Source organism: Pseudomonas moraviensis subsp. stanleyae, assembly GCF_036283065.1.
GTDB lineage: Bacteria > Pseudomonadota > Gammaproteobacteria > Pseudomonadales > Pseudomonadaceae > Aquipseudomonas > Aquipseudomonas stanleyae.
In genome coordinates this window covers 88,555-102,761 of record NZ_JAADJI010000016.1, presented here as the reverse complement: position 1 = coordinate 102,761, position 14,207 = coordinate 88,555, and the positions used below count along the sequence as shown (strand labels likewise).

The following is a 14,207-nucleotide window of genomic DNA, read 5'->3' as shown; positions in this document are numbered from 1 at the left end:
TTCGCGAGCAGGCTCGCTCCCACAGGAGAAATGCATTTCAACTGTGGGAGCGAGCCTGCTCGCGAAAGCGCCAGTCGCTACAACACAAAACTCAAATATTTTTCACCAGCCTCAGCACCACCCGAGCGCCAATCCGACCATCCTCGGGTTCTCCATTCTGTCATCTGCAACCACCCGCCAACGGCTCCAGCCCGATTCAACCAAACCCGCGATCCAGACGCCCTGCGATACCCCGCAAACACCCGAGAAATCCGCACAAAAATCCCCGCGCAGCTCCCGAGGTTTTTTCCTTTATCTGTCACCGGAAACTGCGAATTTCTCCCTGCGGCTCCACCACGGTGGAACCTCCCGGTGTCATGCAAGCCTTCCGAAACCTGTGTTCCAAACCAAGTTGAAAAGGAGATTCTTCATGTTCAAGCGCACTCTGATCGCCGCCTCACTGACCGTCGCCGCTCTGGCTTCCGCCCAAGCCATGGCCGTAACCGGTGGTGGCGCCTCGCTGCCTGCCGCGCTGTACAAAGGTTCTGCCAACAGCATCCTGCCTGCCAACTTCAGCTACGCCGTGACCGGTAGCGGCATTGGCAAAAGTGCTTTCCTGACCAACAACGCTACCCAGTTCAGCACCACCGGCACTGTGCACTTCGCCGCTAGCGACTCGATCCTCAGCGCTGCGGAACTCAGCACCTACACCACCAACTTCGGTGCTTCGTACGGCCCGCTGATCCAGCTGCCATCGGTGGCCACTTCGGTTGCCATTCCGTACAAAAAAGCCGGCAACACCACCCTTAACCTCACCAGCGCTCAGTTGTGCGATGCATTGTCGGGCACCAAGACTACCTGGGGCGCGCTGTTGGGCACTGCTGATACCACGGCCATCCGCGTGGTTTACCGCTCGACTTCGAGCGGCACCACCGAAATCCTCAGCCGTCACCTGAACGCGATCTGCCCGACCAAGTTCGCGGTCAACACCACCTTCACCAACGCCCGTCTGCCAGCCGGTTCCGCGCTGCCGTCGAACTGGGTAGGTGTGGCCAACACTGCTGATGTTGCTCCGGCCGTGAACGCGGTTGACGGCTCGATCGGTTACGTCGGTCCGGACGGTGTCAACGCTGCGAGCAACGCTGTTGTTGCCCGCATCAACGGCGTTCAGCCAACCAGCGCCAACGTCAACACTGCGCTGGCTTCGGCTCCACTGCCAACCAACGCGGCCAACCCGGCGCAGTGGTCCCCTGTGGTTGCCAACCCGTCCAGCGGTTACGCGATGGCGGCTTACACCAACTTCATCTTCGGCCAGTGCTACAAGGACGCAGCCGTGGCCGCTGATGTCAAAGCGTTCCTGACCCAGCACTACAGCACTCCGGGCAACGCCGTAGCAACCGCAGCTCACGGTTTCATTCCGGTTCCAACCAACTGGAAAACCGCTGTAACCGCCAACTTCGTCACCAACTCCACCGGCAACAACCTGGACATCAACAACGCCAGCGTCTGCAACGCTGTGGGTCGTCCTTTGTAAGTCCTGCTGCACACGCAATGAAATGGCAGCAGCCTTAGGGCTGCTGCCATTTTTTTTGGCCGATTTACACCTCAATCATGAAGTTTGTGTGACATCCGTTCGGTCGCGCCACGCGCCAACTGCCTATGTCGTAACAGCGGGCTTTTGCTGGCCTGCAGCTTTATGTGGCAATAAAAAAAGGATCTCGTAGTGATGCTCGCTCGCCCATCCCGTCGCAGTACCCGTGTCCAGATGCTCAAGCGTGAGGTCGCCGACCCGGCGCTGTGGCTGCTCAAGCCACTGGCGCACGCGGTGGCGTTGTGTCTGGTGGCGGGCAGTGCGCAGGCGCAAACGGCGTTCAGTTCCAGCTGGTTTGCCGCCAAGGGCGCTGCGCAACAAGCGACGGCCGCTCGACCGAGCATGGGAGGGCTGCCGGGCATGACGCCGCCGCTGGCGCAGCAGCAAAAAGCCAATCAGCAATTGCAGCGTTCATTGCAGACGCTCAACAACACCGTGGCGGCGATTGCCGCGCAACAGGCGGCTCAGGCCGCCGGTCGTGCGGTGGCGTTGGGCAGTGTGCAAAACGTGCCGGATGGATTGGGCGAGGGCGGCTTGAAGGTCGACAACAGCCTCACCCAGGGTTGGCTGAACGCCAAGGGGCCGCAGCAGACGCAAGCCGATGGCAAGACCAACGTGAAAATCGAGCAGACCGCCGATAAGGCGATTCTCAATTGGGAAACCTTCAACGTCGGCCGCAACACTACGGTCGAATTCGCTCAGCAGTCCAACTGGGCAGTCCTCAACCGGGTCAATGATCCGAACGCGCGCGCCAGTCAGATCCAGGGCCAGATCAAGGGCGACGGCACGGTGATGCTGATCAACCGCAACGGCATCGTGTTCAGTGGCGGCAGCCAGGTCAACGTGCGCAATCTGGTGGCCGCCGCGGCCAACATCACCGATATCCAGTTCCGCGACCGGGGCCTGTACTTCGACAGCAACGCCACCCAGCCGACCTTCACTGACGCGGCCGGCAAGGTGCTGGTGGAACGTGGCGCGAGTATCCAGACCCATACACCCAAGGCGTCGACGGACGCGGGTGGCTACGCCTTGCTGCTGGGCAACGAGGTGCAGAACGATGGCAACATCAGCACCCCCAAAGGCCAGACGCTACTCGGTGCAGGCGACCGCTTTTACATCCGCAAGGGTTCAGGTACCGATGGCAACGCCGCGTCCACGACCTTCGGCAACGAAGTTACACCAGGCTTCAAGGCTGACGCCGTGGCCGGAAAGGTCAGCAACAATGGCCTGATCCAGGCCGCCACTGGCGACATCACCCTGACCGGCCATGAAGTGCTGCAAAACGGTGTGGTGCTGGCAAGCACCTCGGTGGCCACGCGCGGCACTGTGCACTTGCTCAACCCGGCGAGCGACAGCGCCGGCAGCGTCACGCTGGCTCAAGGCAGCGTTACCGCGATCATGCTCGACAGCAGCGACCTCACCGCGCTCGACAGTCAGCGTGACGCATCACTACAGGCCGTCAGTGCCAACAACCGCATCCGTGGTGATCAGTCGCGCATCGACATCGGCAGTGGCGGCAGCGTCGAATTTCAGAACGGTTCGATCACCCTCGCCACCGGTGGCCAGGTCGCGGTAGCGGCGGGGCGCCGCAGCCTGGTGCGCGACGGCGCGTTGATTGATGTGGCCGGCGCTGTCGGGGTGAAAGTGGCGATGGAAGCCAACAACATCAAGATCAACGTGCAGGGCAACGAGCAACGCGATGCACCGGTCAATCGCGAAGGCGGCGCACTCAACAGTAACGATATCTGGGTTGATGTCCGCGAACTGGTGTACGTGCCGGCCGGCACTAACGGCTATGCCACCGACCGTTGGTACACCGCCGGCGGTTTGCTCGAGGTCGGTGGTTATCTGGGCACTCAGGGGCACACTATCGGCGAATGGATGGCCCAGGGCGGCAGCGTCAATTTTTCCGGCAACGACGTGGTCACGGAGAAAGGTTCGCTGATCAACTTGTCGGGTGGCACCCTTGACGTGCAGAGCGGCGAGATCCGTCAGAGCTGGCTGCGAGGGGCTGACGGACGTTTGTACGAAGTCTCGCGGGCGCCGGGGGATCTGCTCTATACCGGGTTGTATAAAGGTTATGAAGACAGCAGCGAGCGTTGGGGCCAGACCCGGTTTTACCATAACCCGCTGATTGCACCGACGTCGCGCCAGGAGTCGGGCTACACCGTCGGCCGTGACGCTGGCCAATTGGTGATAGGCACCCGCAACGCGCTGGTCGATGGGCAGATTCTTGGCGACGTGTACCAGGGCGAGCGCCAGACCCAGGCCCCGCGCGCGGTGCTTGATGGCTATGAGCAGAGTCAGACCGCACGTGCTCGCCGGGCCCAGTTGATCGTCGGGCAATACGATCCGGCCTGGTCGGCGACTGCCGGTGGCCTGCAATACCAGCTCGATGCGCTATTGAATCAAGTGCAGATCGGCGCAACTCCCGCAGCAATGCTCACAGCGCCCGGCCTGGCGGATGCCGTGGCGCAGGAACGGGTCGGTAAACTGTTTCTCGACAGCGATCTGCTCAACGGCTTTCAACTCGGCGCGTTGAAGGTCGCCGCCGCGAAATCCATTGTCATCGATCAGGCACTCACCGTTGATTCAGGTGGCGACATCACCTTGTTCGGGCCGCAAGTGCAGGTCAATGCGAACCTGACGGCGCGCGGCGGCAGCCTTAATCTGGGTGATGTCTTGACGGGTAACCCCGGATTGACGACGCCAGCCGGGACGCCTGTCGGGGTCACGGTGGCCGAGGATGTGCAACTCGATGCGCGCGGTCTGTGGAGCAATCTGGGCACCGACCCGGACGACGTCAACAGTCTGGCCTACCTCAATGGCGGTGTGGTGTCGTTGCGCAGTACCGGCAAGGTCAGCCTGGGCAGCGGCAGTCTGCTTGACGTATCGTCCGGCGCGGCGCTGTTGGCCAATGGCAAGACGCGCGGTGGCAAGGGTGGCGACGTGACCGTGGAGTCGACGCCGCTGACTGGCGCGACGCCGTCACAGGTGATCCTTGATGGCGACGTGCGTGGCTACGGTGTGGCCGGGGGCGGCAGTCTGACGATTCAGTCCGGCAAGGTTGTGATCGGTGGATCCGGCGGGGCACTCGCCGACAACACGCTGCATCTGGCCCCGAGTCTGTTCAGCACAGGTTTTGCCAGTTTCAGCGTCACTGGCCTGAACGGTCTGGAAGTCGCTGAAGGCGCTCAGGTCGATGTGGTGATGCCGGTTTATCGGTTCGGCGATGCAGCGCCGCGCCAATCCAGCGGCGTCGATCCGCGCACAGCGCTCGAATTGTGGACCCCCACACTGTTTCAGGAGAACCCCGCCAAAGGCATTCTGACCCAGCGTGGCGGCGCCAGTCTGACGCTCCAGGCCGGTTCCAGTGATCTCGCGCTGATTGACCCGGCGAACAGTCCGCTGTCGATCGGCCACGGTGCACGTATCAGCGTCGATCCAGGGCAGCGCATTAATCTGCGCGGTGCCGGACAGATTACGGTCAACGGGCAATTGAACGCTTGGGGCGGCACCCTCGATATTCGTCAGCAACAGTTTGGCTCGCTGGACGTGGCGACCCGGCTGCAGAACGCCGACCCGCAAGCCCATAACCGTTCGATCTGGATCGGCGAAGACGCGGTGCTGGATGTTGCCGGCCGCGCTTATACCGCCTCGGATGCGTTGGGTCGGGTGTACGGCCAGGTCGGCAAGGGCGGCAGCATTATTCTCGGTGGCGAGATCGATTCGAAGAAACTCACCGCGACGTCAGCCGACGCCTACGTGATTGTGCGCGACGGTGCGCGACTGGACGCCTCCGGCACGCATGCAGTTCTGGATGTCGCCGGGGTCGGATCGACAGACGTCGCCACCGATGGCGGGCGCATTGCCTTGAGTTCTTACAATGGCGTGTTCCTCGATGGTCAGTTGCAGGCAGCAGCGGGTGGCGTCGGTGCGTCGGGTGGACGTCTGGAGATTGCCCAGGACGCGCCGCTCTACCAGATGAATCTGGCGAGCAACGAAGTGCGTGCGCCGCGTGAAATGATCATCAGCCAAGGCTCGGATGGCTCGCTGCTCCCGGCGAATCTGCAGGCCGGCGAAGGCGCGGCGCAGTTGCGTTACGGTCAGACTCGCTTGAGCGCGGAGCGTTTGATGTCGGGTGGTTTCGATCACCTGAGCCTGTTGAGTAACGGCTTGCTTACCTTCGCCGGCGACGTCGATCTGCGCATGAATCAAAGCTTGAATCTGTACACCGGCTCGATCTCGCTGGCACAGGCTGCCAGCGATACGGCGCGGGTCAATCTCGCCGCGCCGAACATGCGCTTGTCGGGGCTGGGTTTATACTTGTCGTCGGATATCAGCATGCGTCCACGGGTGCTGGCCACCCCTACCACACAGGTATCGAACGCTCGATTCACCGCCACCGCTGATTTGCTCGATCTGAGCAACACCTTGTCGTTCGGCGCCGAAGGCACGATTGCGCAGCTCGGTGCGCCGGCCCTTGCCGTCGTCCGTCGAGGTTTCGATCAGGTCACTCTCGACAGTCGTGGCGACATGCGGTTTCTCGCACCGAACGACAACGAACGCAGCTCGCGCTTGTGGACAGCCGGTGACCTCAACTTGCGCGCGGCGCAGATTTATCCCGCCACCGGGGTGTCGGCCGATGTCCGTGTCGGCTATCAGGGCCCGATCCCGATCGCCGAGGATGCCCGCACATTGCGCATCAGCGGCCATGGCGAAGCGCCGCGGGCCTTGCCGTATTCCGCGTTTGGCAGCCTGTTGCTGGTGGCCGGAACCATCGAGCAGGGCGGCGTCATTCGCGCGCCGTTGGGGTTGATCCAGTTGGGAGAGAGCGCGCTGGGCAAGACCCGCGAGCTGCATCTGTTGCCAGGCAGTGTCACCTCGGTCAGCGGCGCGGGTCTGGTCATGCCCTATGGTGGCACCACCGACGGTATCGACTATCGCTACAACGGTAAATCCGTGGCGTTGCACGGGATCGCCGGCGCCCTGGATGGCGTGATCCTCACCGGGCAGTACGTCGATGTACAAAGCGATGCGTTGATTGACTTGTCGGGCGGCGGTGATCTGCGCGGCGCAGGTTTCGTTTCCGGGCGCGGCGGTTCCACCGACGCCCGCTTCAATCCGCTGGTGCGCAACGCTGCCGATGGCACGTTCAGCTTGCCGGGGCTTGGCAGTAACCCGGTGTACGCCATTGTGCCGGGCAACCAAAGTGCTTTTGCGCCGGCGCTTGCCGAGGCGGGTGCGAGCGATCCGCGTCTTGGCCAGCAAATCACCGTCGGCGCCGGTGTACCCGGCCTTGCCGCCGGAACCTACACCTTGCTGCCTTCAACCTTTGCCTTGCTGCCCGGCGCGTTCCGGGTCGAGGTCAATGGCCAGGCAACTCCGGGCATGACCACCGGTGCGCTGAAAATGCGCAATGGTTCCTGGTCCGGTGCCGGTGTGATGTCGATCGCCAACAGCGCTTTACGCGACAGCCTGCCGAGCCAGGTGATCCTGACCTCGGCCGACGTTCTACGCCGCTATTCGCAGTACAACGAAACCAGTTTCACCCAGTTTGTCCAGAGCGATGCAGCCCGGCGGGGTGTGCCACGGGCTTTGGCGCCGATGGATGCGAAGTCGCTGATATTCAAACTCACTGCCGACGATCAATACGACATCGGCATGAATTTCCAGGGCAAGGCCATGTTCGCTCCCGGTGCAGGCGGCGTTGCCGGCACCGCGACCGTGTCGGCCACGCAGTTGGAAGTGCTCGGGCAAGGACAGTCGCACACGCCAGGCTTTGGCGGCGTTTCGGTGTACGCCGACAGCCTCAATCGTCTCGGTGCCGGTCGCCTGAGCCTCGGCGCGACGCCGACCGTCGAATACGGCACGGCGGGTAACTTCATACGGTTTGACGGTAATGCGTCCGACATTGCTTTGCGTAACGGCGCGGTGTTGTCTGCGCCGGAGGTGCTGCTACGCACGACGACCACCAGCGGCGGTATCACCGTCGAAGCGGGGGCGGGGATCAACACACTCGGCCTGGGCAAAGCACCTTACGACTCGAACGACGGTTTCATTTATCAACCGGGCGCCGCCAGCCTGTTGGTTGTGTCCAACGGCTGGACCAATGTCCTCGCGCCGACGGCCGGGAACAGTCTTGATGGGGCCGGCAGTATCCGCATCGGCACTTGCGCGGCACAGCCGTGCACCCAGCCGTCTCTGCTGTATTCCAATGGCAGCATCAGTGCCGCCACCGATAACCGGTTCGAACTCAACGAGGCCGTACGTTTTGGTACCCGTCACCTTGCTCTGGCAGTCGGTGCGATAAATGCCGGTAGTGCTGAAGCGATCGCGGCGGCGGGCCAGGTTCCGAGTGGTCTGAACCTGAACCAGAACGTGCTCGATCGCCTGCTGCGCGGCGACACGCAGTTCGGTGCTCCAGCACTGGAAACCCTGAGCCTGACCACCCGCGATTCGTTCAACTTTTTCGGCAACGTCAGCCTCGATACGCTCGATCCGCAGACCGGCGTCAGTCGCTTGCAGAATCTGGCCCTCGCCACGCCGGCCATCTATGGCATGGGCCAGGCCACTGACGTGGCGACCATTCGCACCGCCAACCTGATCTGGAGCGGTGCGGCCCAGGCGCCGGGTGCGGTGGCCAGCGGCGGGGCGGGCACGGGAAGCGGTACGCTGGACATTCAGGCGCAACGCATCGAGTTCGGTTATGGCCCGAACCCGCAGCCCAACGGCCTGGATCAGAACAACCGATTGGCGCTGGGCTTTGCCACCGTCAATCTCACCGCCAGCGAGCGCATCACCGCCAACCACAAGGGCAGCCTCTCGGTGTACCAGGCGCACGGCGCTTACGATCCTCTGACGGGTTATGCCTACAGCGGCGGCAACCTCAATCTGCGCACGCCGTTGCTTACGGGGGAGGCGGCCTCGGTCAACCTGCTCAAGGCCGGCGACAATCTGACCGTGCGTGGCGTGGCCAACGCGGCGGTGGCTGACGCTCTGGGAGCCGAGTTGACTCTGCAAGGGCGCAATGTGCTGCTCGACGGTCGCATTGCGCTGGCCAGCGGCAAACTGGTGGTCAGGTCCGAGAACGATCTGAACCTGACCGGTGCTGCGCAACTGGACATGGCCGGACGCGCGCTGCCGTTCAACGACGTCACAAAGTACAGCTGGGGCGGCGACGTTGCGCTGTACAGCGATCGCGGCAATATCCGCCAGGCCAGCGGGTCGCGTATCGACCTATCGGCGCAGAACAATCAGGCTGGTCATCTCAGTGCCGTCGCACTGGCAGCGGACGCGGGAACGGTCGATCTGCAGGGGGAGATCCTTGGCGCCAGCAGTGGTTACTACGATGCCGGTGGCACGCTCGTGCCGTACAAGGCCGGCGGCGTGGACATCCGCGCGCAGCATTTGGGCGCCGATCTGAACGAAGCGTTTACCGCGCTGAACCAGCGTCTGAATGGCGGGCAGGTGTTCGGCAGCCGCAGCTTCCAGCTCAAGCAGGGCGATCTGCTGATTGGCGACGGCCTCAAGGCCGGCGAGGTCAGCGTCTCGGTGGACAACGGCAGTCTGCGCGTGAACGGCCTGATCGACGCCAGTGGCGAACGGGTCGGCAGCATTCGTCTTTCCGCCAATAACGGTTTGACCCTGACCGGCAATGCCGTGCTCGATGCCCATGGTCGTGTGCTGCGGGTCGACAGCTACGGCAAGATTATCGATGCCCCCAACCGCGCCATGGTCGAACTCGATTCCGGTGATGGTCTGCTGACGCTGGCCGCCGGCGCACGGATCGATTTGCGCCATGGCACCGACGCTCCGATGGGCAGCGCGGCCGGTCAGAACGATGGTTTGTCGCGCGGTACGCTGGAGCTCAATGCACCGCGTATCGGCGCAGGTGACATTGCCATCGATGCCAGTGGCGTGCTGAATATTCAGGGCGCGCGCTCCATCGGCCTGAATGCCACGCGGCGCTATACCGATGCTGCCGACGGCACCGATGTGGCAGTCAGCGGACGCCCATATCAGGTGATCGATCAGGCTTATCTGGACGGTATCCATGCCGACAGCACTGCGTTCATCGATGCGGCGCTGGGCAACGGCGATTTGCTGCAACGCAAACTGGCCGGATTGAATAACGCGGCTTATAGCGATGCGTTCCATCTACGCCCGGGCGTAGAAATCGCCAGCAACACCGCCGATGGCGATCTGGTGGTGCAGGGCGATCTGGATTTGTCCGGTTACCGCTATGCCAGCCTTAATCCACACACGCAAAAAACTGCCGTTTATGGCTCGGGAGAATCCGGCAGCCTGCTGATCCGCGCGGGTGGCAATCTCGATATCTACGGCAGCATCAACGACGGCTTTGCGCCGCCGCCGGAAACCGTTGACGACGCCGGGTGGAAACTGGTGCCGGGCATCCAGCCCTTCGGTGGTGACCTGATCGTTCCGGGCGCCGGGGTAACGCTGGCACCAGGCACGCTGTTTCCGGTCGGCACGACCCTCAATTACGACTTGCCGATACAGGGCGCGACGCTGGCCAGCGGCACGCTGTTGCCAACCCAGGGCATCCTCGCCGGGCCTTACACAATGACCGCCGGCACGGTGTTGACGGGTGCGGTGCATGATGCCGATGGCAATCTGCTGTACGCCGCCGGTACCTTGCTCAATGACAACGTGACCTTGCCAGCCGGCAGCCGCCTGGGGGCCGGAACCCGCTTGAACGCCGCCACAGACATGCAGGCGATGCTGTGGCCCAAAGGCGTGCCGTTGCCGGGCACGTTTGCCGATAACCAGATCGTCGGGGTGAAATTAAGCAGCGAATTGGCGTTGTTGCGCGGCTCGCTGATTCCGTCGATGACCAACGTAGTGCTGGCTGACGGCACGGCCTACATCGATTTGCGTCCGTTGAACGGCACGCAACAAGGACGCAACTGGGCCCTGGCGAGCATGCTGCCGTCGGGCAGCACGTCGTGGTCAATGCGCGTGGTTGCCGGGGCAGACCTTGACGCTGCCGACACTCGTATCGTCAAACCGCTGACCAGCGAAGGTCATTTGCGTCTGGCGGATACGCATTACGGCATGCTCGTCACCACGAAAGTTCTCGACACCACCTGGGCGGTGGACAACCCGTTGGGGTTCCCGGCCGGGGAGGTGGTCAAGGAAGATGAAATGTTCTGGTGCGATTACATTCCTGGTGTCTGTGTCGCGCCCGCCAAGTTCCTCTGGGCGGATGGCAACATGTTGGGCATGCCGACCGGTACCCCGGTTTCCGAGGGTGATTTGTTCTGGTGCGATATCGATCCCAATTCGTGCCTGCCCAATGTCGGCGGCACCACGGTGTCGACGCATACGCAGATGTTCAGCGTGCTGCGCACCGGCACCGGTGACCTCGATGTGCTGGCGGCTGGCAACCTGAGTATGGAATCACCCTTCGGTGTTTACACGGCGGGTACGCAGTCGAGTGATGTCGAGGCGCGTTACAACCAGCCACGTGGGCGTCTGTCGGATGACGGTTCTGTGCTTGGCAGCGCTGGCAGCGATAACGAGAAATGGGTCGATGGCGGCAGTGACAGCCTCTATCAAGCGTGGTACCCGCAACTGGGCGGCAATCTGACGATCGGCGCCGGCGGGTCGGTGTCGGGCGATGTCATCGGGCAACGTGCTGTGAACCCACAACTCGAAACCCGCCCGCAAGTGTCCAGCGTGGCCGTGGGCAATTGGTTGTGGCGCCAGGGCACTGGCAATGGCGAGATACCGACAGCCTGGTGGATCAACTTCGGCAGCTACGCAACGCAGCCGTTATCAGGCGAATCCGGTAAGGCGCCTTACCTTGTCGGTTTCACCGGGTTCGGTACCCTCGGCGGCGGCAACATCAGTCTGCGCGCGGGCGCCGACGGCGGCATGCTTGATCCGCTCGGCGATGGTCGCTCCAATTTTTATCCACGGGGGCAGGGGCTGATCGTTGCGGTGGGTAGCACCGGACGAGTACGGAGCGATGGCAGCCTGCAATTGACCGGTGGCGGCGACATCGATATGCGTCTGGGCGGTTCGCTCAACCCATCGCTACTGGCCCGCGCGCGGGAAAACGGAACGCAAGCGCCGCGCCACGATCTGCAAGGTGCGGTAATCAACCTGCGCGGTGCTGCGCAAGTCAGCGCGAGTGCGTTGGGCGGCGTCAATCTGCAATATGGCGCGTTTGCGCAGGATCAGGATCCGCGCGAAGTCCGCGCCTATGACCCGTTCACCTCAACCCTGAGCAGCGCCACCGGCGGTCTGGTATTGATTCCCGGTGACTCGGGCATGCGCCTGAGTACGCGGGGCGATCTGGTGCTGGGCGGCGCCGCGGATCCGGGGCGTGTGCGCCTGCAAAACTCCACGGCGTTTACCGACGGCAGTGGCGTGGCCCATGCGGGCGGCGGTTTGACTGGCTTCTCGCTGTGGACCGAGCACACCGCGATCGATCTGTTTTCGGCGGGGGGGAACCTGACGCCGAGCACGCAATTGGCCGAAAGCGATCTGCTGACCAATGCCAGCTACAACGTCTCGCCGACCGACGGACGCTTTGTCTATCCGTCGGTCCTGCGTGCGGTGGCAGCCCAGGGCTCCATTTATGCCGGTCCCTCGGCAACCTACAGCCCCGGCAATGCGCCGCCTGCGTCGGGCTACTCGTTATTGCTGGCGCCGTCGGCTGCGGGTCAGCTGGAACTGCTGGCAGGCGACTCGATCTATGCCGGTGGTTACGCGATCAATCAATCGGGCGCCAGTCCTTCGGCAATCACTACAGTGTTTGCGCCATCCTTCAACGGCTATGACAACAACCTTGCGAGCCGGCCGATCATGACCAATAACAGCCCGGACGGCGTCGCGACGAAAACCAACGCGTTGTACCCGTTGTTTGTGTTCGGGGCCAACAGTTATTCGGGGCTTGCTGATGTGCAGGGACCGGCACGGTTCTATGCGTTGACCGGGGACCTGGTGGGGGTGCGCAGCGGCGAAACGCTGACGTTCAGCCAATTTGGCGTACCGCAGCGCACCTGGTACGAAGCTGCCGGCCCGGTCTGGATGCTCGCCGGCCGCGACATCGTCGCATCCGGCACCTATCTGGGCCAGCCAACCAAAGTACCGACTGACGGGATGGGTCGTAGCAACGAAGAGATCGCTTCCAGCGGCAACCTGTTCATTCATAACCGGCCAAACGATGTGTCGCGGGTTACGGCGGGGCGCGACATTCTTTACAGCAGCTTTGATATCGGCGGCCCAGGTGTGCTTGACGTCAGCGCAGGACGCAACATTTTGATGGAGGACCGGGCCAGCATCACCAGCATCGGGCCGGTGTTGGCAGGCGATCGCCGCCCTGGCGCCAGCGTGGTGTTGCAGGCGGGTGTTGGTGCGCAAGGGCTGGATTACTCGCGCTTCATCGCGCGATACCTGAATTCGCAGAACGTCGCGGACTCCGCTGTGGCCCTCAGCGCGCAACCGGGCAAAGTGGTCGAGACCTACGTCGAAGAACTGCAGAGTTGGCTTAGCCTCGGTTATGGCTTCAAGGGTAGCGACGAACAGGCGCAAGCCTTCTTCGCCGCACTGCCGAGTACCGAGCAGGCGATCTTCGCCCGCCAGGTGTACTTCGCCGAATTGCGCGCCGGTGGCCTGGAATATACCGATGCCGACGGCCCGCGCACCGGCAGTTACTTGCGCGGTCGCAACGCCATTGCGGCGCTGTTCCCGACCACTGATGTGGCCGGCAATCCGATTCGCTACGACGGCGATATCACGATGTACGGCGGCGCCGGGGTCAAGACGCTGTTTGGCGGCGATATCCAGATGCTCACGCCGGGCGGTGGCCAGGTGTTCGGCATCGAAGGCGCGGCGCCACCGTCGACAGCGGGGATCATCACCCAGGGCTCGGGCGACATTCAGTTGTACTCGCAAGGCAGCATTCTGCTCGGCCAGAGCCGGATCATGACCACCTTCGGCGGCTCGATTCTCGGCTGGTCCGCCGAGGGCGATATCAACGCCGGTCGCGGTTCGAAAACCACCGTGGTCTACACACCGCCGAAACGTGTGTACGACACCTGGGGCAACGTCACGCTGTCGCCGTCGGTGCCGAGCACCGGCGCCGGTATCGCCACACTCAATCCGATCGCCGAAGTGGCGCCGGGCAACATCGACCTGATCGCGCCACTGGGCACCATCGATGCCGGCGAGGCGGGGATCCGCGTGTCGGGTAACGTCAACATCGCCGCGCTGACGGTGGTCAACGCCGCGAACATTTCCGTGCAAGGCAAAGCGACCGGCGTGCCCGTGGTGTCGGCGGTCAACACCGGCGCAATCACCTCGGCGAGTTCGGCGGCTACCTCGGCGACCCAAGCGGCAGAAGACGTCGCCCGTCAGCAACAGGCAGCAGCGCGGCAGAACCAGGCCTCGGTGTTCACCGTGCAGGTACTCAGCTTCGGTAACGAGCAACTGGCACCAACGCGCGATGGTGCCAGCCGAGCGCCGACGACGGGCTACAACCCGGACAGCCCGGTGCAGGTACTCGGCGCCGGGGCGCTGGATGAACAGGCGAAACAGCAGCTGACCGAGGAGGAGCGTGGGCAGCTGTCTTTGTAAAAGACTCTCGTGTAGTACGTTTGGGCGG

At 63.0% G+C, this 14,207-nt stretch carries 2 protein-coding genes; both read left to right on the top strand.

Annotated features, from left to right (window positions below):
- Nucleotides 1-409: 409 nt before the first annotated feature.
- Nucleotides 410-1,513, top strand: a complete 1,104-nt coding sequence (locus tag GXB78_RS26050; protein ID WP_329517577.1) for a substrate-binding domain-containing protein — start codon at nt 410-412, stop codon at nt 1,511-1,513.
- 192 nt (nt 1,514-1,705) lie between these two features.
- Nucleotides 1,706-14,179, top strand: a complete 12,474-nt coding sequence (locus tag GXB78_RS26045) for a filamentous haemagglutinin family protein (RefSeq protein ID WP_329517576.1) — start codon at nt 1,706-1,708, stop codon at nt 14,177-14,179.
- Nucleotides 14,180-14,207 lie beyond the last annotated feature (28 nt).

Bases quoted from the DNA above. Each gene is read 5' to 3' on its own strand.
- GXB78_RS26050 (WP_329517577.1), top strand. From the start codon at position 410: ATGTTCAAGCGCACTCTGATCGCCGCCTCACTGACCGTCGCCGCTCTG.
- GXB78_RS26045 (WP_329517576.1), top strand. From the start codon at position 1,706: ATGCTCGCTCGCCCATCCCGTCGCAGTACCCGTGTCCAGATGCTCAAG.